Source organism: uncultured Lacinutrix sp., from assembly GCF_947500605.1.
Classification (GTDB): Bacteria; Bacteroidota; Bacteroidia; order Flavobacteriales; family Flavobacteriaceae; genus Lacinutrix.
Genome location: NZ_CANMSJ010000002.1, coordinates 202,172 through 221,175, shown reverse-complemented (window position 1 = coordinate 221,175; position 19,004 = coordinate 202,172). Strand labels below are relative to the sequence as shown.

Annotated in this window: 19 protein-coding genes; 10 read left to right on the top strand and 9 right to left on the bottom strand. The window is 32.5% G+C overall.

All coding sequences use genetic code 11. The annotated features are described in order from the left end of the window. Window positions 1–3: 3 nt before the first annotated feature. Window positions 4–3,219: a lamin tail domain-containing protein gene (locus tag Q0935_RS04180; protein WP_299382637.1), complete on the bottom strand. Its 3,216-nt coding sequence runs from the start codon at window positions 3,217–3,219 to the stop codon at window positions 4–6. Between the two features lie 46 nt (window positions 3,220–3,265). On the opposite strand from Q0935_RS04180, the gene Q0935_RS04175 reads away from it, so the two are divergent. Beyond that, entirely contained in the window at window positions 3,266–3,742 is a 477-nt protein-coding gene (locus Q0935_RS04175) for a regulatory protein RecX (RefSeq protein WP_299382635.1), read from the top strand. 61 nt (window positions 3,743–3,803) lie between these two features. Here the strand turns inward: Q0935_RS04175 and Q0935_RS04170 are convergent, their stop codons facing one another. From Q0935_RS04170 to Q0935_RS04155, 4 genes are all read right to left on the bottom strand, one after another. Then, on the bottom strand, window positions 3,804–4,298 hold the full coding sequence (locus Q0935_RS04170) for a DUF6646 family protein (protein ID WP_299249253.1): 495 nt from the start codon (window positions 4,296–4,298) through the stop codon (window positions 3,804–3,806). A 7-nt stretch (window positions 4,299–4,305) separates the two neighbouring features. Further along, complete coding sequence (locus Q0935_RS04165; RefSeq protein WP_299382633.1) at window positions 4,306–5,151, bottom strand: cupin-like domain-containing protein; 846 nt, start codon at window positions 5,149–5,151, stop codon at window positions 4,306–4,308. A 65-nt stretch (window positions 5,152–5,216) separates the two neighbouring features. After that, window positions 5,217–6,311, bottom strand: a complete 1,095-nt coding sequence (gene bioB, locus Q0935_RS04160) for a biotin synthase BioB (RefSeq protein WP_299382631.1) — start codon at window positions 6,309–6,311, stop codon at window positions 5,217–5,219. Between the two features lie 108 nt (window positions 6,312–6,419). Beyond that, window positions 6,420–8,234: a TonB-dependent siderophore receptor gene (locus Q0935_RS04155; protein ID WP_299382628.1), complete on the bottom strand. Its 1,815-nt coding sequence runs from the start codon at window positions 8,232–8,234 to the stop codon at window positions 6,420–6,422. A gap of 78 nt (window positions 8,235–8,312) precedes the next feature. On the opposite strand from Q0935_RS04155, the gene Q0935_RS04150 reads away from it, so the two are divergent. Beyond that, on the top strand, window positions 8,313–9,803 hold the full coding sequence (locus Q0935_RS04150; protein ID WP_299382626.1) for a PLP-dependent aminotransferase family protein: 1,491 nt from the start codon (window positions 8,313–8,315) through the stop codon (window positions 9,801–9,803). 135 nt (window positions 9,804–9,938) lie between these two features. Beyond that, window positions 9,939–10,184, top strand: coding sequence for a hypothetical protein (locus Q0935_RS04145; RefSeq protein ID WP_299249268.1), 246 nt, complete (start codon window positions 9,939–9,941; stop codon window positions 10,182–10,184). 123 nt (window positions 10,185–10,307) lie between these two features. Here the strand turns inward: Q0935_RS04145 and Q0935_RS04140 are convergent, their stop codons facing one another. Both Q0935_RS04140 and Q0935_RS04135 read right to left on the bottom strand, forming a co-directional pair. Continuing rightward, a complete protein-coding gene (locus Q0935_RS04140) occupies window positions 10,308–11,726 on the bottom strand; it encodes a flotillin family protein (RefSeq protein WP_299249271.1) in 1,419 nt (472 codons plus the stop codon). Window positions 11,727–11,739: 13 nt separating this feature from the next. Further along, the gene (locus Q0935_RS04135; RefSeq protein WP_299249274.1) at window positions 11,740–12,312 is read right to left on the bottom strand and encodes a hypothetical protein; all 573 of its coding nucleotides are present in this window, start codon (window positions 12,310–12,312) and stop codon (window positions 11,740–11,742) included. Window positions 12,313–12,639: 327 nt separating this feature from the next. Between Q0935_RS04135 and Q0935_RS04130 the strand changes: the two genes are divergently transcribed. Beyond that, on the top strand, window positions 12,640–13,077 hold the full coding sequence (locus Q0935_RS04130) for a cytochrome c oxidase assembly factor Coa1 family protein (protein WP_299382623.1): 438 nt from the start codon (window positions 12,640–12,642) through the stop codon (window positions 13,075–13,077). A gap of 43 nt (window positions 13,078–13,120) precedes the next feature. On the opposite strand, the gene Q0935_RS15900 is transcribed toward Q0935_RS04130, so the two are convergent. Further along, window positions 13,121–14,128: a DUF2007 domain-containing protein gene (locus tag Q0935_RS15900; protein WP_367275007.1), complete on the bottom strand. Its 1,008-nt coding sequence runs from the start codon at window positions 14,126–14,128 to the stop codon at window positions 13,121–13,123. 114 nt (window positions 14,129–14,242) lie between these two features. Here Q0935_RS15900 and Q0935_RS04120 point away from each other — a divergent pair, with 114 nt between their 5' ends. The 3 genes from Q0935_RS04120 to Q0935_RS04110 are packed head-to-tail and all read left to right on the top strand — an operon-like array spanning window position 14,243 to window position 15,473. Next, a complete protein-coding gene (locus Q0935_RS04120; protein WP_299382620.1) occupies window positions 14,243–14,752 on the top strand; it encodes a DUF2975 domain-containing protein in 510 nt (169 codons plus the stop codon). A gap of 2 nt (window positions 14,753–14,754) precedes the next feature. Beyond that, the gene (locus Q0935_RS04115) at window positions 14,755–15,264 is read left to right on the top strand and encodes a DUF2975 domain-containing protein (RefSeq protein WP_299382618.1); all 510 of its coding nucleotides are present in this window, start codon (window positions 14,755–14,757) and stop codon (window positions 15,262–15,264) included. A 2-nt stretch (window positions 15,265–15,266) separates the two neighbouring features. Next, the gene (locus Q0935_RS04110) at window positions 15,267–15,473 is read left to right on the top strand and encodes a helix-turn-helix transcriptional regulator (protein WP_299249289.1); all 207 of its coding nucleotides are present in this window, start codon (window positions 15,267–15,269) and stop codon (window positions 15,471–15,473) included. Here Q0935_RS04110 and dinB read toward each other — a convergent pair. Beyond that, window positions 15,463–16,563, bottom strand: a complete 1,101-nt coding sequence (gene dinB / locus Q0935_RS04105) for a DNA polymerase IV (RefSeq protein WP_299382615.1) — start codon at window positions 16,561–16,563, stop codon at window positions 15,463–15,465. The two genes, Q0935_RS04110 and dinB, sit on opposite strands and share 11 nt — an antisense overlap. 63 nt (window positions 16,564–16,626) lie before the next feature. On the opposite strand from dinB, the gene Q0935_RS04100 reads away from it, so the two are divergent. The 3 genes from Q0935_RS04100 (at window position 16,627) to Q0935_RS04090 (ending at window position 18,970) form a co-directional block, all read left to right on the top strand. Continuing rightward, window positions 16,627–17,094: a CYTH domain-containing protein gene (locus Q0935_RS04100; protein WP_299382613.1), complete on the top strand. Its 468-nt coding sequence runs from the start codon at window positions 16,627–16,629 to the stop codon at window positions 17,092–17,094. Between the two features lie 70 nt (window positions 17,095–17,164). Further along, window positions 17,165–18,424: a Y-family DNA polymerase gene (locus Q0935_RS04095; RefSeq protein ID WP_299382611.1), complete on the top strand. Its 1,260-nt coding sequence runs from the start codon at window positions 17,165–17,167 to the stop codon at window positions 18,422–18,424. Window positions 18,425–18,529: 105 nt separating this feature from the next. Beyond that, window positions 18,530–18,970 carry a LexA family transcriptional regulator gene (locus Q0935_RS04090; protein WP_055436053.1) on the top strand — a complete coding sequence of 147 codons (441 nt, stop codon included), beginning with the start codon at window positions 18,530–18,532 and terminating at the stop codon, window positions 18,968–18,970. Window positions 18,971–19,004 lie beyond the last annotated feature (34 nt).

Below are 19,004 nucleotides of genomic sequence, written 5' to 3'. Positions count from 1 at the left end.
TTGTTATTTCTTTACAGCCTTCTTAGTTATTACTGTACCATTAGATAATTCAATTTTAGCAATATAAACCGAACTGCTTAAGTTTGATAAGTTGTAAGTTTCTGTGTTTTCGCTTCCGCGGAAATTATAAACCTTGCGACCTAATAGATCTAATATTTCAACGCTTTTAATAGTTAAGTTATTTGAGTTTATAGAGAACTTTACATTATTATTTTGAAGCTCAACAATAGAGAAGTTTTCAGGATTAGATTCTAAATCAACTGTTGAAAGTGTATTGTTTGTAAAAACAATTTTAAAACGATCATTAAACTCTCCTGGAGTAGATGTAAAAGTATAAGTACTGTTAGATAAATCGTGTACAGTATTCATTAACGAATCTTCTAAATAAATGGTGTTGTTATTAAAGAAATCGCCTTCTAATTGAGGAATAGAAATAGAGTATATTGTTGGAACATCTATACTTGTACTTATTCCAATTGGGATTTCTTCATCTAAATTTAAGTCGCTACTAGCTTTACCTTGTATAGATATTTTTTTAGTATCACTAGGGATTATAGAATATAAAACAGCATATAAACCAATAGGTGTTCTTTTAACAGAATCGTAAAAAGTTCCATCAAAACCAGCAGTAGCTCCATCTAGGTAACCAATAGAAATTTGGTTTCTTACACCATTGTCCGATGTTAAATCAAGCCATATTACGTCTCTAGTATTTGGATTTTGACTGCTAGAAGTTTTAAAGAATTGGTCGTTATTACCAGTTACACGCATGCTATTATTAAAAACAACGTTACCGGAAGTCGTTGGGTAAGTGTCAGAAAAATTTGCAAAGAAGCCTTGTCCAGAAGGTATAAATCGACTTGGTGTAACGCCATCTCCACCCGCTATTTCTGCTGTTCCATTAATTTCAGCATAATCTGAAGTATCAAAATTTAGATTAGAGTTTCCATTAGTAGTTCCAGAAGGAGTTGTGTTTTGCGACCATAAATAAATAGGACCTTCTAAAATGCCTGTTGATGTTACATTCTCTGCAAAAAACAGATCTGCATCTACCGCAGAAGGATATGGATTACCAATAAAGTTGTTATTAAAATCGTTTAGTTCTGTATCATTTCTAACTACAGGAACGTTAATAGTTCCAGTATTAAAAGGACCTTCAAAAATATGAGAGTATTGACTGCCAGGAACGGCATTAAAGCTCGTAGGAGATAGTGTTGCTGCATAACCTACACCAGGCAACAAAACATCGGTACCTGTAGCAATTTGCCAAACATCTCCATTATCATCTACATCGTCTTGTCCTGGAGCGGTTCCATTGTTGTTTCCTGTTTCCATTGTAGAGTCTTGAAAATTATTTGCATCATACCAAAAACGTCTATTAGCATTTGTTTGAAAAAACACATCTTGTACTATTGCACCTTGCACAGGTGAAGACCAATATGTGTATTCGTACCAGTTATTAATTGGTGCCGTTTCTTTTGTAACACTAATTTCTCCTAATGTAGGATCTATAATCACCGTTTTTCCATTAGGATTATTTTGTACAACAGAACCATTTTTTTGAACAAGAATTTTTCCATTATCGTATACAATAATGTTAGTTTCTATATCTATAAAAGAAAGATCTTGAACAGTTAAAATAGCGTTAGTATTAACAGTTAGTGAGCATGCTGTTATACTTCCATCATTAAAAGAGTTATAAGATGCATTTATGATAGCGGCTGTAGATGCGTTAGGAGCGCCGTTACTCCAACCTGTAGTTTCCCAAGTTGTAGTCGATGTACATAGGCATTCATTATTGTGCCACCCTAACATTACTGTGTTATTTGCAGCTGTTGATGCCCAATCTACAGCATTGTATGTAGCTGTAGGTGCTTGTATGTCCGGGTTTCTAGTTAAATCTATATCTTGACCAAATGAATTATTAGTGTTTAATTCTCCAATTATATCTATATTTACATTACTAGAGTTCTGTAAAGCAACAACATCGTTACCATCAAAGCTCATTGCTGCACTTGCAGTACAATAATCAGCTACGCCGCTTGTACATAAAGTAGAATTGCTTTTAGAAATTAAAAAAGTAGAGTATGGTGCTATTGTTCCTTGTCCAGCAGGTATCGTTCTTAAGTCTGGACGTTGGTTAACTCTACCGTTTCTAAATCTAGCAATTCTATAGTTCGATAGATTTATAGCATTACTTGTAGGGTTGTAAAGCTCAATATAGCGTTCGTTTGCGGAGCCAAGAATACCTTCATGATATTCCGAAATAAATAATTCGCTACAATTTGCAACAGGTGTGTGCGCAATTACGGTTCCTGATGCTGCTACATTTACAGTTGTTGCTCCAGTGCTACTAACTGCTATGTTTCCGCTATAAGTATTAATAGCTAGACCAAAGATGAGTTGTGTATATATTGTGGTAGAATTTATTGTTCCTCCGGTTTGCGTTAGTGTAATAGAATTAGAGTATGGACCAGCTAATGTTGTAGAAATAACAAAATCTGCAGAAGATGTTAAAACAATATTATTAGTTAATGCAGAACCTTGTACGGTAAATGTTTCAGCAGTTAAAGAAACATTGTTTTCAACCACACTTAATGGAGAAATAATGTTAGAGTTAGGGTTGATTGTAATTGTTGGTGATGTTGGAGCAATACCTTCAACTAAAATATTATCTATTCGCATACGCTCACCATCTCCATTATTTACAAAAGTAACTCTTAACTCTAATGTCGAGCCGTTTAATAAAGCATTGTGAGATACTACAGTGTTTAAGTAATCATTTTGAATAAAACCATTATTTCCAGCTTGTACCCATGCACCACCATCTAAGCGATATTCTGTTGTAAGAGTATCTGCATCTTCAAGATTGTCACCTACAGGAGAGCCTTCAGTAGCATCTAGAGAGAATTGTATATCTGTAAAAGCACTTATGTTAATTATTGGAGAGTACCATATTCCGGGACCATCTAAATCTCTAGCTTCAAGAAAACGTGCAGCATTAACTACTTGAAGTCTATCACCACTTTGAAAGGTTGTTGCAGATACATCAACAGTCCAGTTTACTCCTGTAAGATTTATTTCTGTTGAGTTAGTGGTGTTGTTGTAATAAGCTCCTTTGTTTAATTGGCCAGAAAAATCTTCGCTATAAATAGTAGTTTGGCTAAAACCAAAACTACATACAAATAGTAGAATTAAGAGGGAGTTTAGTTGTTTCATAATAGAGGGCATTTTGGATTATTAATTAATAGCGTATTTTTGATGCATGCACCAAAAACTTAAATCATATACAGTTGCCGAAGCTCAAAAAAAGCTAGAACATTACTGTGCTTATCAAGAACGTTGTCATAAAGAAGTTAGGCAAAAATTAAAAGATTTAAATATGATACCAGAAGCAATGGATATTATCATAGTTCATCTTTTGGAGCACAACTTTTTAAACGAGGAACGTTTTGCCAAAATCTTTGTTCGAGGAAAGTTCCACATTAAAAAATGGGGACGCTTTCGTTTAACTCAAGAACTCAAGAGAAAGGACATTTCCAAAATTAATATAAATGCTGCGCTTAGAGAAATTTCAGATGATGAGTACATCGGTGTTTTTAATGATTTAGCCGAAAAAAGAGCGAATATGATATTGGAAACCAATAAATTGAAAAAAAAGAAGAAGCTAATTGACTACTTATTGTATAGAGGGTGGGAGTCGCATTTGGTTTACCAAAAGGCAAACGAGTTGGTGAAATAGAGCATAAAAAAGCCTTTCAGAATTAAAACTGAAAGGCTTTTTTGTAGAAATAAAGTCTGTTTTATAGGTTAAAAACAGCTCCTAAATTTACTGTAAATTGGTTGTGAATATTTTCTGCACCAATAGGCGTTTCTTTATATTTTGCTAATGGTGTATTAAACTCTGTGTAGACTCCAAATCCATTAGTAAATAAGTAACGGAAACCTAAGTGTCCACCAAAGTTTTTAGTACTTAAACTTAAACCTGGATATACATCAAAGTTATCATCAATATTAATAACGTTACCTAAATTAGCATTAAAACGTGCTTTAATATCAAAACGATCTCCAAAATCGGCATCAATAATGTTGTTGTTTTTAACATTTAAAGCATATGTTGTAGATACACCTACCGAAATGTTTTCTCCAAGGCCATAGTCGTAACTAATATTTAATCCAGAGGCATAATCCTGAAGGTTAGCACCAATTTGAAATTTCTGATCTCCTTTACCTTCAAACACTTGTGCGTTAATTAGCGAAACACTCAATATCGCTAATACAAATAGTACTTTTTTCATTTTTAATTTATTTAGTATTTTTTACTGCTTGTCTGTTTTTCCAGTCAATCCATTTTTGACCTTTTAGACTTCGCATTAAGTTGTCAAAATTACGCATTACAATTATATTATAAATGGCTTTTGTTAAGTTTTTTGGACGCCTTGCAATAGCTCGTAAACTCATTGAGAATCCGGGTGTTATATATCTCATGTAGTGCCAATAACCTTCTGGCATGTATAAGGTTTCTCCATGCTTAAGTTCGCATTCCCAACCTTTAGCCTTTTGTAAGGCCGGCCATTTTTTAAAATCGGGATTAGAAAAATCGATATCTTCTCTAACAATTAATGAATGCGGTATTTTGTATAAATGTTTGCTTTGCTCTTGATCGAATAGAATAACTTGTTTTTTTCCTTCAAAATGAAAATGAAAAATATTAGCTAAATCAATATCATAATGCATAAAGGTATGAGAGTTTGTTCCACCAAAAAATAACATGGGCAAACCTTTCATTAAGCGTAAACCAAAATCAGGGAATTTAAAGTCTTGTTGAAGCTGAGGTACTTCTTTTAGAATGTTCCACAAAAAAATTCGAAATTTTGTAGGCTCGCTTTTAAGCAAGTCTACATAATCTTTCATTTTCATTTTAGCATGTGGTTCATTAAATCCATCTTTATAATCGACAGGTCTATCATCATAAAGTGGTACGGTTTTATCTCCCGCAACTTGCTTCATGTAGTCTAAATTCCATTTAGTAAAAGCAGGCCAATCTTCTATACAACGTTCTATTACCACAGGTTTCTGTGGTTTAAAATAAAGACGTATAAAGTCGTCTTTAGAAATAGTTTTTACACGTGGTATATTCTTAAGATTCAAGTTTAAAGTATTGTTAATTTAGCCTACAAAGTTAACAAAACTAAAAGTCTATTACAGCACTTTAACTATTTTAAGGGTTTTCTATTTTGTTTAGCCAATTCATTACGTTCTATTATGTGGTCTGGTCTGGTCCATTTTGGTTTTTCACCCAAGGCTTCAAATTTAGAATCCTTTGCTTCAATAGTTTGTGGTTGTTCTTTTTTTGTAAATGGTTTTTGCGGTTTTAAACCTAGAGTTTTAAACAGTTCCATATCTCCTTCAATTTCAGGATTAGGAGTTGTTAGTAATTTATCACCTGCAAAGATAGAATTCGCTCCAGCAAAAAAGCACATTGCCTGTCCTTCTCTAGACATTTGTGTTCTTCCTGCGCTTAAGCGTACTTGCGTTTCTGGCAGAACAATTCTAGTGGTAGCTACCATTCTAACCATATCCCAAATTTCGATAGGTTTTTGGTTTTCTAGTGGTGTTCCTTCTACGGCTACTAATGCATTTATTGGAGTAGATTCTGGTTGAGGGTTTAATGTAGAAAGTGCGACTAGCATTCCTGCACGGTCTTCGGTTTTTTCTCCCATGCCAATAATTCCGCCAGAACATACTGTTACATTTGTTTTTCTAACGTTATCTATTGTTTTTAAACGGTCTTCAAAACCACGAGTTGAAATAACTTCTTTATAGTATTCCTCAGAAGAATCTAAATTATGGTTGTAAGCATATAAACCTGATTCGGCTAGTCTTTTAGCTTGATTTTCAGTAACCATCCCTAAGGTACAGCAAACCTCCATATCTAGTTTGTTAATAGTCCGAACCATTTCTAAAACCTGATCAAATTCCGGTCCGTCTTTAATATTTCTCCAAGCAGCACCCATGCATACTCGAGAGCTTCCTCCAGACTTAGCTCGTAAGGCTTGTGCCTTAACTTGCTGTATTGTCATTAAGTCGTTTCCTTCTACATCTGTATGATATCTCGCTGCTTGTGGGCAGTAACCACAATCTTCTGAACAACCACCGGTTTTAATAGATATTAAAGTACTAACTTGGACTGTATTTGGATCGTGATGCAGTCGGTGTACAGTTGCCGCTTCATAAAGCAATTCCATCATTGGTTTGTTGTAAATATCTAAAATTTGAGCTGTTGTCCAGTTGTGTCGAATCTTACTCATTGGAAATAAAATAATTTTAAGGTTTTGTTCCTATATGAAAAAAAATAAGCCCTATAGTTTTTAAAACGATAGGGCTTAAAGTGGTTTAATTAATTTATAGTGTGCCCTTTATTTAAGGTTATATTTTAAACCAAATAATAAGTTTCCTTTTGGCATTGGTACCAAATTGGTTTCTGTGTATTCTGTATTGAAAATGTTATTTGCAATTACAGAAATTTCAAAAGCTTTTAAATTATAATTTACACTAGCATCTACAACAGCATAGCTCTCTCCAGAAGTTCTTTCTGCATATTTGTAAATAATATTTTGAGAAAGGTTTTTTAAAAATTGTGTTTGTAAACTAGTTGTTGCATGATGTTTTAAAGAATTGATAGAGTATCTAGAAAAGTTACTCGGTACTGCTTTTAAATCATCTTCTAAAAAAGTATATCCTGTTTTTATTGCTTGATTATAGCCAGCAAGCTTAAAACCGTAGGATGCATTTACTTCAATTCCTTTTGTGTTTAAATCTCTAATGTTGGTTGCTTGCCATAAATCTGATTCGTTTTCTTTTACAAAATCTATCAGTTTTTTAGAATCTCTATTAAAAGCAGCAAGAGAAGCATTAAAGTTTCCATTATTGTACTTTATACCTAATTCTTGAGCAATAGCTTCTTCTGGATCTAAGTTTTCGTCACCTAATGTTGTTGGGTCGCTATAAAACAAATCGGTATATGTAGGTATTCTATACGTGTAACCAATGTTTCCGTAAATTTTTATCTCATCGTTTATTTTATAACCAATGTCTAAACCTGGAAAAGCATGAAATTTGAAATCTGAAAAATAATTTACAGCAACACCTGGAGTGATATCTAATTTATCATCAGCTAATTTAAAACGGTGTTCTAAAAATAAGGTTGTCATAAATCTATTTCTAGATCCTAAATTGTTACTAGATAAGTATACTTTTGCAACATCTACTCCAAAACCTGTTACACCAAGGTTAGACTTGTAAGAAGCATCTAACGCAGCTCCAACTTTATTAGTAATATGCAAGTTTCTGTAAACTGAAGGATTATCTCTTATAAAAACATACATGTCTTGGTTACGTTTCCAATATAATTTTGGTTTAAGAGTTAAGTTTTCTTTTTTAATTTCGGTGGTAACACCTATTAAACTAGCTTGTGTTTCTTCGTATTGGTTAATTGCTGTTGGACTAGCATAAAATCCATTTGCACCAAATTTTCTTTCTTGAAACGAAGCAATTACATTTATAGGTGCTTTGTTTGTATCGAATGAGCTTTTTAGAAAATAATTCTGATTATCATAATCTGTATTATGTCTATAACCTTGAGAAGTATTTCTAGAAACTTGAATTATATGTGAAGATTTTTCTAATTGACTTCCAACCATAACAGAACCATTAAGTTGTCCATAAGATCCTGACTGTACACCTAAAGAAACTAAATCTCCAATATTTTTTTTGGTTACTATGTTAACAGCTCCTGTAAATGCATTTTGCCCAAATACTCTTGCTGCTGGACCTTTAATAATTTCTATACGTTCGATAACTTCAATAGGTAAAGCCATATTCATGGTATGATGTCCTGTTTGAGAATCTTCAACCTTTATACCATCTACTAATAATAATGTCTGGTCAAAACCACCACCACGAATGTATAAATCTGCTTGCATACCAGAAGTGCCACGACGTCTTACGTCTACTCCTGCAACTTGTTGTAATAAATCGGCAACGTTAGTTGTTGCGCTTTTTTTAATGTCTTCTTGGTTAATTACTGTTATGGTTCTAGAATTTTCAGAGAATGGTAAATCTATTCTTGTAGAGGTAATAATTACAGAATCTAGTTTTTGATTTTGGAATTCTTGTGCTTGCGTTGTAATAGCGAACATGGCAAGTAAAATAAAAAAAGGGTTTAATTTCATAATAAAATATATAGGTGTTTTTTAACGCTGCAAAATTCGTAACTTTCCGGATCATTAAAGTAGTCCAGTTTTAAAACAATGAGTAGTCCGGTTGACGACATATTAAAATCTTTAATTCATTTCGAAAAATCTCCGAATACCTCAATCTATATTCAAATAGCTCAAGAAATTATTAATGCCATACAACGTGGCTATTTACCAGAAGGAACTGCGCTGCCAGGAACTAGGAAATTTAGTACGTTGATGTCTATTAATAGAAATACTGCAGTTGCTGTGTACGATGAGTTGGCATCGCAAGGTTGGGTAGATATTGTTGCTAATAAAGGAACGTTTGTTTTAATGCCAGAAAAAAAAACAGTTGCTATAAAAGCTGTGGTTCAAGGCTTAGAAAAACTAAAAGCGTATCCAGAAATAGCTGGATTTCCGTTTCAATCGTCTTTTAATTTAGCTTCTACCGAAGAATTTTCGATACGTAAATATGTAATTAATGATGGGAAGCCCGATTTAAGATTACATCCTACACATCAGTTTTCTAAATGGTATAGTGCGTCTATGAAACGTGCATCGTTAATTTCGAAATGGAATCAAACACAAGCGCAGTCTAATACTACCTTTAGTAAACAGTTATGTAATTATTTAAATGCCACGAGAGGATTTCATATAAAACCAAGCAACATTGTAAGTACGCGTAGTACCGAAATGAGCTTATATATTGTCTCTCAACTTTTAGTACAGGAAAATGATGTTGTGCTTGTTGGTAATTTAAGTCATTATAAATCTAACATGATTTTTCAGCAAGCAGGAGCTAATATTATAACGATTCCTGTAGATGCGCATGGTATTGATGTTGATTTTATTGAAAAAAACTTCACGAAAAACAGTATTCGTTGTGTGTATGTTTGCGCACATAGACAATATCCAACAACGGTAACGCTTACAGCGGAAAGGCGTTTGAAATTATTGCAGCTCGCAAAGGCTTATAAGTTTGCTATTATAGAGGACGATTTTGATTACGATTTTCAGTTTAGTGGTTCTGCGATGGTGCCTATGGCAAGTGCAGATGGTCAAGGTGTGGTTATTTATTTAGGACGATTAGGGCAGTCGTTTTTTCCTAGTTTTCAAATAGGATTTGTAGTCGCTCCAGAAAACATTATTAATGAAGCCAAAAACTATTTGCAAATATTAGATAAGCAAGGCGATTTAATTCAGAAGCAAATACTAACCGAACTTATTAGTGAAGGTGAAATACACCGATTAATTAAAAAGAACATTACTATTTATAAGCAAAGACGCGATTATTTATGCGCTTGTTTAAGTGTTTATTTTAAAGACTATGCCACTTGGCAAGTACCAACAGGAGGTTTAGCAGTTTGGTTAAATTTTGAACCTAGAATATCGCTTATAAAATTAGCAGAAAAGGCTAAAGCACACGATTTGTTTTTACCTAAAACCATACTGTATCAAAATAAAGATTTGTGTGCTATTAGGTTAGGATTTGGACATTTAAATGAAGATGAAATAGAAAGTGTTGTTAAAATTCTAAAAATGGCTTTTGATGAGGTAGTGTAGTCGGTTTGTTATTTAGTGTGAAAATAAACCAATTAATAACATTTATTTTTACTCATTTATTTAACAGAAAAGAATTATGTTGATCATCAATATTAACAAATCAAAATTTTTAAAATAAAAAAAGTATTAGGATTAATGGCCATTGCAGTTATGATGTCAAGTTGTGGAGTTGCAGGTTTAGTTTCAACACCTTCAGAGTATGTGTCTGCAGGAAAAGAAGTAAAAGTTGTGAAAAAATCAACTAACATTTTTGGTTTGACGCCAATGGATACTCAACAAGAGGCAAAAACTGCTATGACAGAATTAAACGGTAAATGTACTAATGGTGTAACAAATATTACTACTACAGTATCTGCAACTGCTTTTATTGTAGGATTTTAAAAATTAGAAATGTCAGGAAACTGTAAATAAGTTTATCCTGTTTCATAAAAAAAATGCTTCGATGAAAATCGAAGCATTTTTTATTTTAATTAATGGGTAAACAAAGTGTTTACTCACTATATGTTATGCATTAGGCTTGTTATCTTCTATAACCTCTGCTTCTGCATCACTTTTTACATTTTTACCTTTTAAATATTCTGGCAATTCCATTCCTGCCATGTTAAACATTTCTTGTAAAGGTGGAACCGATTTGTACATTCCAGAAAGGAAGTTGGCAGTAGACGATTTTCCGTCTTTTCCACCACCATTTTCCCAAACAGTAACTTTATCGATTTTAATATTTTTAATGGCATCAGATTGCATTTTTACTAACTCTGGTAATTTATCTGCAATTAATAATAACACCGCATCTTTAGAGTTGTTACCAGCTGCTTTAACAATTTGTTCCATACCAGCTGCTTGCTTAGTTAAAATTTCAAACTGACCTTGTGCTTCGGCTTGCGCTTTAAATAATATTGCATCTGCTTCACCTTTTGCACGTCTTCTTATTTGTTCAGCTTCAGCTTCAGCATCAATTTCTACTTTTCGTTTATCAATTTCTGCAGGTACAATAATATCTGCTTCTTGAGAAGAACGTTCTCTATCTGCTCTTGCCGTTTCTGCTTCTTTTTCTGCAGCATAAGACTCTTGTAAAGCTTTTGCTGTTTGTACTTTTTCTGATGCTATTGCTACACGTTCCGCTTCAGCTTCACGTTGACGACGTAAAGAATCTGAATTTGCTACCGAAATTTTAGCGGCATTTTCTCCTTCTACTGCTTGTGCATTTGCTGCGGCAACTTGGGTTCTTTCATCTTGAACAGCGTTTGCTTCACCAATAGATCCATCTCTAGTTTTTTCGGCAACCGATTTACGAGCCGCATTTATTGCATGTGCTGCTGCTTCCTTACCTAAAGCTTCAATGTATCCAGACTCATCTACAATATCTGTAATGTTTACGTTAATTAGTTTTAAACCTACTTTTTTAAGTTCAGATTCTACACTTTGAGAGATGTTAGTTAAAAACTTATCTCTATCGTTGTTAATTTCTTCAATATCCATAGAAGCAACAACCAAACGTAACTGACCAAAAATAATTTCTTGTGCTAATTCTTGAATGTCGCTTTGGTTAAGACCTAAAAGTCTTTCGGCAGCATTTTGCATAATACCAGGTTCTGTAGAGACACCAATAGTAAAACGCGATGGTACATTAACACGAATGTTTTGCTTAGATAAGGCATTTACTAAATTTACCTCAATAGAAATTGGCGTTAAATCTAGAAATTGGTAATCTTGAATTACAGGATAAATAAAGGCTGCTCCACCATGGATACATTTGGCAGATTGTCCGCCACCTACTTTACCATAAACAACTAGAATTCTGTCCGATGGACAACGTTTGTAGCGTTTAACAAGTACAATTAAAAAGACAAAAACAAATAATATTGCAAAAATAATTGCAATTGGGAAGCCAAAATTAAAGGCATCTTGAGTGATTAGAAACATAGGTTTATGGTTTTTAGTTAAGTTTTTCTATTATTAGTATTCCGTTATCGGTAATGCTTTTTACTTTAATTACTGTGCCAGATTTTAAATCGGTTTCAGCATCTGTTAAGGCTTCTAATTCTCTTAGTGCACCTTGAATTTTAACGTGTGCTTTTCCTATAGAAGAGCGTTTTGCTCCAACAGTTAAATATACTTCGCCAACTTCATTTATAGCATTTTTAAATTTCATGGTTCCACTATCGCTAAGTTTGTTCATGTAAAAAAACATGGCAGCCATTATAGTCATCATAATTAATCCGCAAATTAAAGAGATAATTATTGTTAATGGTTTTGAGAAACCAGCGTCTATACAAGCAATACCACTCCATCCAAAAAGCGTAAAAAAGCCAACCAAGTTTCTAAAAGTTATAAACTGAAAACCAATACCAGTATCTGCTTCAATGTCTGAATCTACATCACCAAAATCTTCTGCATCACCACCAATAAAAGTAGAAATTGTTGTAAAAATGAAAATAACTGAACCTAATAATGCTATACTCCAATATATTTTTGGAAATAATTCTAGGCTAAAGAACCAATCTGTCATAATAAAGCGTTGTTAGTTAAAAAATGAAATATACTACTTTTTGAAAAGTAAAGAGCGTTTTATCCGCACTCTATTTATATGTAGTTAATGTAGGTGTTTTGTTACAAAATATTTTCTATCATTCCTGCGAAGGCTTGAATCTACTTTTTACAGATTCTAGATTTTTCCCTTTATTAGGAATGATTAATAGGCTATAACAAAATATGTTTCCCAGTGTTTAGAAATTTATTCTTATTCCTGTAACAAAATCTTAAAAATGAATACTTATATTGAAGATTGTAATTATTAATTCTGATACATTCGGAAGCACTTTTAATAGAAATTAATATGGAAAATACAGAACAAAGAAGTTGGTTTAGTAGAAATTGGGGATGGTTACTTGGTGGTGGTTGCTTATCTATAATTGTTGTTGTAATATTAGTAATTGTTGGAGCGTTTTATAAAATATCAGATTCTATTTCAGGATCTGAACCTTATACTTATGCCTTTTCTCAAGCTATAGAAAACGAAGAAGTTATTGGCTTTTTAGGTGAACCAATCGAGAGTGATGGTATGGGAAGTACAAATTACAGCTATAAAAACGGATATAGCATTGCAGAATTAAATATACCTATTAAAGGACCTAATGGAGAAGGTGTAATTGTTGTTAATGCAGAAAAAGTAGATGAAGAATGGCAGTATAGTCAACTTTATTTTTTAGAAGATTCAAGTACAGAGATTATTAATTTACTAGATCCAGTTTATCCGGAATTATACGATAATTAATAGTATTGCAAAAATGCGATTTTAAATATGAATTAATAATATACTATTTAATTTCAAATTCAGTTTTACAGGTTTCACATTTGTACTTGTGTTTTGCGCTTATTGGTAAGGTGCCAAATAGTACTCCAAAAATAAAGCCGAAGAAAGATTTAAAGTCTTTTATGGTTGAGAATAATTCTATTTTCTCGCCATTACAGTTTGGACAATGTATGGTATTGCCATCGTCGTCTATAGAGTACTTAGAAATAGATTCCAATATATGTTGCGCTTCCATAGCATCCTTTGCTAATACTTTTAATTTTACACCACCTATCGCATTACTAACTAATGGATCTGTATCTATAGTGAAATTATCGCTTAAAAATACTTGAATACCATCGGCTTCCAAACGACCTTTTATTATTTGAGCTTCAGTAGAATATTGAAATCTTGCTATGGTTTTAAAAGTATCGCTCATTTTGGTTGTCTTGAAAACAGGAAGCTTATGTTTAATTAAAGTTAGTCTTTTTTTTATTTCAGATTTGTTTTGTTTTAGGTTTTCTTTATCTATCCATTTAAAATCATTTGGAATTGTTGCATCTAATAAGTCGATGTTTAATGCTTCAGAAATATCAAACCCAACAGAAACAGCATCTTCAAAATTATTTCTTGTGTATAATTCGAAATGCTTGTTCCTATCGTACCATAAATTCACTTCAAAAATTTCTGCTTTGCTTTTAGAAGGGTCGAAAAAAACAGAAACATATTCGTAGTTGTTAATTTTTTTCCATTTCCCTATTTTAATAGAACCAACTTCTATTGTTGGTTTAAATCTTGAAAGTTCTAAATCTATATGTACTTTTTTATGAAGACATAAAAGAATACCAATCCCTATTAAATAAATGATATTAATTATTCCTGATTTGTTACCTTTTGTTAATTCAACTTTCCACAAATTATTAATAGTTAAATAAATAATTATTCCAATTGCGGCAGTAAATATTAAAGATGCAATTATTAGTTTCCAAAAAGGTCTAGGACTTTCAGAAACGATAATGTGTTTTTTGTCCATTGTTCAAATATAAATAAAGCTTTTGTAATAAGGATTTTATGTTTTTTAATAATTTATTATTGTTTATCAATAATTTTTATATATTTGTTATCGTTAAACAATAATTATATAAAAATGAAAAAACTAAATATTCTAAAATCATTGGTAGATTTTATCTGGATTTTTACTTGTATTCCTTTAATTCTATTACTCTTATTTGTTTCAGTATTTGTGTTTATAGACTCGTCAATTACAGAAGCTGTTTTAAATGTGGATACATCTGAAGTTGCAAATTCTAGTGCTTCAGTAATTATAACTACTCTTGTTTTGGCGACTGTATTATTAATAGGTATTTACTGTTTTTATCTTTTTAGAAAAACACTGCGTTATTTTCAACAACGAAAACCTTTTCACGATTATGTAATTGCTACGTATCATAAAATGGGAAACTTATTAGTAGCAACTGGTATTGTAGCTACAGTTTTGTTTTTTGTAATTAAATTAATATTCGAATCAAGATTCGAAATCCATTTAGGCTTGACTCCTTATGTATTTATTGTGTGTTTGGGTTTATTCTTTATGGTGTTAAGTGAGATATTTAAAATAGCAAAGACTGCAAAACAAGAAAACGACTTAACTATATAATTATGAAAACAACTAGAACAATAATAACAGTACTTTTTATATCTCTTGCAATATTTAATATTGGTGACATTATTTTGTGTACACTTGGTTTATTCTTTAATCAAGATGTTTCTAGCGCAATGCTGCCTTCTGCAGTTGGAGTATCTTTAAACATTAAATTATTATTTATTTTTAAAGCAATTGCATTATTAATTTTTATTTCTGCTATTTTTATTTTAATAAGAAAACTAGGACTTTTAATAAAAAGAGATTTTTTCAATCTTAAACTAATTAATTGTTTCCTACAATCGGGAAGGGTTTTTTTAATATCAGGGATAATTGGATTTATTACATCAATTTTTGAGTTAATTAATTTTGTGATTTTAAAAGACGTTTATGGTCAAGACTATTTAAATATAGATTCAAAACCTTTATATATTTTACTTATGATTTTAGGACTATTTTTAATTATCTTTTCGAAAGCTCTAAATAAAGGCAGACAAATCCAACAAGAAAACGACTTAACTATATAACTATGCCAATAATAGTAAACTTAGACGTTATGCTTGCTAAACGCAAGATGAAAAGCAAGGACTTGGCAGCCATTATAGGTATAACAACAGCGAATCTATCCATATTAAAATCGGGTAAGGCAAAAGCGGTAAGATTTTCTACTTTAGAAGCCATTTGCGAAGCTTTAGAATGCCAGCCAAGTGATATTTTAGAATATTCTAAAAGTTAATCTTTAACTGAGCACTAATACTTTTTTGTTCCACCTTTTTAGTCTTTTTCTCGGTATTTAAATTCGATAACGAAATACCCAAAAGCCGAACAGAGTTGTTTAGTTTTTCTTGATAGAGTAATTCTTTAGCAGTTTCTAAAACCACACTTTTATCGCTAATAAAGTAAGGCAATGTTTTACTACGTGTTTGTAATGTAAAATCACTGTATTTAATTTTTAGTGTTACTGTTTTTCCAGCAACTTTACTTCTAGTTAAACGCTTAGAAACTTCTTCGGCAATATGCTCTAGTTTTTCGAGCATAAATACTTCCGAAGATAAATTTTTATTAAAAGTACGCTCGGCAGCTAAGCTCTTTCTTATTCTATTTGGTCTAACCTCGCTATTATGTATACCACGAACAATGTAATAATAGTGTGTGCCAGATTTTCCGAAGTTTTTCTCTAGAAACTCTAAAGATTTATTCTTTAAATCGAGACCTGTATACACACCTTTTTGGTACATTTTTTCTGCAGTAACTTTACCAATACCATAAAATTTTCTAATATCGAGTGCTTCTAAAAAGTCTAGAACTTCTTCGGGATTTACTGTTTTTTGTCCATTAGGTTTATTGTAATCACTAGCAATTTTGGCAACAAATTTATTTACAGAAATTCCCGCAGATGCAGTTAAACCAACCTCATTAAAAATACGAGTTCTTATTTCTTCGGCAATAAGCGAAGCACTAGGATTTCCTTTTTTGTTTTCGGTAACATCTAAATAAGCTTCATCAAGCGATAAAGGTTCTACAAGATCGGTATAGTCTAAAAAGATGGCTCTAATTTTTTTAGAAATTTCTTTGTAACGATCAAATCTTGGTGGTACAAATATTAATTCTGGGCATAAACGCCTTGCTTTTACACCACTTATTGCACTGCGTACTCCAAATTTTCGAGCTTCGTAACTAGCAGCACTAACAACACCTCGTGTTCCACTACCACCAACAGCCAATGGTTTGCCTATAAGTTCTGGATTATCCAATTGCTCTACAGATGCGTAAAACGCATCCATATCTACATGAATTATCTTTCTTATTGGTAAATCGTTTAGCATGCTGTAAATTTACTAATTCCTGAGCACGCAGGAATCTCTAATACCTAATGAGTTTAAATAAATATGATAGAAATAGAACGTAAATTTTTAGTCCAATCTAATGCTTTTAAAAGTGAAGCGTTTAAACAAACTAGAATTGTGCAAGGTTTTTTAAGCACAGATAAAAAACGAACAGTTCGTGTAAGACTAAAAGGTGACATAGGTTTTTTAACAATAAAAGGCGAATCTTCTAAAAACGGATTGTCTCGTTTTGAATGGGAAAAAGAAATTCCTAAAACCGAAGCAGAATCACTTTTAAAGCTATGTAAAAAAGGCATGATCGATAAAATACGATATGAGGTTAAAGTCGATAAGCATATGTTCGAAGTCGATGAATTTTTTGGTAAAAACGTAGGATTAATTGTTGCTGAGGTAGAATTAAACAATGAAACAGAAACCTTTACCAAGCCACAATGGTTAGGAGAAGAAGTAACAGGAGATACTAAATATTATAATTCACAATTAAGTAAAAATCCATATTGTAAGTGGTAAAAAGCTTTTAGTTAATAAGATTTTTTTTCCAACCAAAACACAAATCACTTTTGCTATACCTTTGCAGTCTATGTTTGCACTTGTAGATTGTAATAATTTCTATGCTTCTTGCGAACGTGTTTTTAACCCTAATTTACAAGGTAAACCAGTTGCTATTTTAAGTAATAACGACGGTTGTGTTATCGCACGAAGTGACGAAGCCAAAGACTTAAACCTGCCAATGGGAGCACCTATTTTTAAATGGGAAAGCTTTTGTAAGGCTAATGGTGTCCATGTTTTATCCTCAAATTATCCCTTGTATGGAGACATGAGCAGTCGTGTTATGGAGATATTAAAACAGTTTACGCCAGACATCGAGGTGTATAGTATAGACGAATCTTTTTTAGAATTTAAAGGCTTCGATAATTACGATTTTAACGATTACGGAAACCAAATGCGAAAGCGCATTTTAAAATGGACAGGTATTCCAACCTGTGTTGGTGTTGCGCCAACAAAAGCGCTTTGTAAAGTAGCAAATAAGGTTGCTAGAAAATTCCCAAAAGAGACCAATGGCGTTTATGTTATAGATTCTGACGAGAAAAGAATTAAAGCGCTTAAATGGATTAAAATAGATGCTGTTTGGGGTATTGGACGTCGTTTAAGCAAACGTTTAAAAGCAAAAGGCTGTAATACTGCTTACGATTTTACTCAATTACCAGATGCTTGGGTGAAAAGTAATTTTTCTATTATAGAATCCCGATTAAAACGAGATTTAGAAGGTATTCCAACACTTAAGTTAGACGAGTACGATACCGTAAAAAAAGCAATTGCTACCACACGAAGTTTCGAGTATACGTATTCCGATATCGATAATATAAAAGAGCGCGTATCGACTTTTGCAACCAGTTGTGCCGAAAAATTGCGCAAACAAGGCTCCAGTTGCCATGTTATTGTTGTAAGTATAAGTAGCGACAGGCACAAAGCAGGTGTGGAGCAACATAGTGCAAGTGTGAGTGTTAATTTATCGAGTCCAACAAATTCATCTTTAATTATAAGTAGCTGCGCAGTTAGTGCTGTTAAGTCAATTTTTAAGGAAGGTATAAAATACAAACGCGCAGGAGTTGTGGTTACAGGTTTGGTTTCAGAGGATAGTTTTCAGCTAAATTTATTCGATACGCAAAACCCAAAACATCAACCATTAATGCAGTCTATAGATTTTTTAAATGCTAAGTTTAAAGGCAATAAAATAAAATTAGGAAGTCAAGATTTAAAACGCACTTGGAAAATGCGTCAAGAGCGTTTATCGCCAAAATACACCACGAATATTAACGATATTATAGTGGTTAAATAAATGTTACTTAGTGTACCGTGAAAAATCTCGCGAAAAGCACTAAATTTATAAAGAAATAAAACTAAAGGTTTTTTCGCTTCCGCGGAAATAATAAATATACAGCCTATGATAGCGCACAAACAAGGAAGCTTAACCTTCTTTACACCAGAAACAATAGACGGAACTGCAGGTCAGTTTTTCGATACAGGTATTTCGGCAGGATTTCCATCGCCAGCAGAAGATTTTAAAGAACACCGTTTGTCTTTAGATGAAGAGCTTGTAAAAAATAAAGAAGCAACCTTTTATGCTAGAGTAAGCGGACAATCTATGATTGGTGCTGGACTAGATGATAACGATTTATTGGTAATAGATAGAAGCTTAGAGCCACAAAACAACAAAATTGCTGTTTGCTTTCTAGATGGCGAGTTTACTGTAAAACGTCTAAGAGTTTCTAAAGATGAGGTTTGGTTACAGCCAGAAAATCCAGATTATCCTATTATAAATATTACCGAAGATAACAACTTCCTAATTTGGGGTATTGTAACTAATGTAATTAAAAAGGTATAACTTAATTACTATTCTAACGTCTATATTACTTTAA

Bases quoted from the DNA above. Each gene is read 5' to 3' on its own strand.
- Q0935_RS04180 (WP_299382637.1), bottom strand. From the start codon at position 3,219: ATGAAACAACTAAACTCCCTCTTAATTCTACTATTTGTATGTAGTTTT.
- Q0935_RS04175 (WP_299382635.1), top strand. From the start codon at position 3,266: ATGCACCAAAAACTTAAATCATATACAGTTGCCGAAGCTCAAAAAAAG.
- Q0935_RS04170 (WP_299249253.1), bottom strand. From the start codon at position 4,298: ATGAAAAAAGTACTATTTGTATTAGCGATATTGAGTGTTTCGCTAATT.
- bioB (WP_299382631.1), bottom strand. From the start codon at position 6,311: ATGAGTAAGATTCGACACAACTGGACAACAGCTCAAATTTTAGATATT.
- Q0935_RS04155 (WP_299382628.1), bottom strand. From the start codon at position 8,234: ATGAAATTAAACCCTTTTTTTATTTTACTTGCCATGTTCGCTATTACA.
- Q0935_RS04150 (WP_299382626.1), top strand. From the start codon at position 8,313: ATGAGTAGTCCGGTTGACGACATATTAAAATCTTTAATTCATTTCGAA.
- Q0935_RS04145 (WP_299249268.1), top strand. From the start codon at position 9,939: ATGGCCATTGCAGTTATGATGTCAAGTTGTGGAGTTGCAGGTTTAGTT.
- Q0935_RS04140 (WP_299249271.1), bottom strand. From the start codon at position 11,726: ATGTTTCTAATCACTCAAGATGCCTTTAATTTTGGCTTCCCAATTGCA.
- Q0935_RS04135 (WP_299249274.1), bottom strand. From the start codon at position 12,312: ATGACAGATTGGTTCTTTAGCCTAGAATTATTTCCAAAAATATATTGG.
- Q0935_RS04130 (WP_299382623.1), top strand. From the start codon at position 12,640: ATGGAAAATACAGAACAAAGAAGTTGGTTTAGTAGAAATTGGGGATGG.
- Q0935_RS15900 (WP_367275007.1), bottom strand. From the start codon at position 14,128: ATGGACAAAAAACACATTATCGTTTCTGAAAGTCCTAGACCTTTTTGG.
- Q0935_RS04120 (WP_299382620.1), top strand. From the start codon at position 14,243: ATGAAAAAACTAAATATTCTAAAATCATTGGTAGATTTTATCTGGATT.
- Q0935_RS04115 (WP_299382618.1), top strand. From the start codon at position 14,755: ATGAAAACAACTAGAACAATAATAACAGTACTTTTTATATCTCTTGCA.
- Q0935_RS04110 (WP_299249289.1), top strand. From the start codon at position 15,267: ATGCCAATAATAGTAAACTTAGACGTTATGCTTGCTAAACGCAAGATG.
- dinB (WP_299382615.1), bottom strand. From the start codon at position 16,563: ATGCTAAACGATTTACCAATAAGAAAGATAATTCATGTAGATATGGAT.
- Q0935_RS04100 (WP_299382613.1), top strand. From the start codon at position 16,627: ATGATAGAAATAGAACGTAAATTTTTAGTCCAATCTAATGCTTTTAAA.
- Q0935_RS04095 (WP_299382611.1), top strand. From the start codon at position 17,165: ATGTTTGCACTTGTAGATTGTAATAATTTCTATGCTTCTTGCGAACGT.
- Q0935_RS04090 (WP_055436053.1), top strand. From the start codon at position 18,530: ATGATAGCGCACAAACAAGGAAGCTTAACCTTCTTTACACCAGAAACA.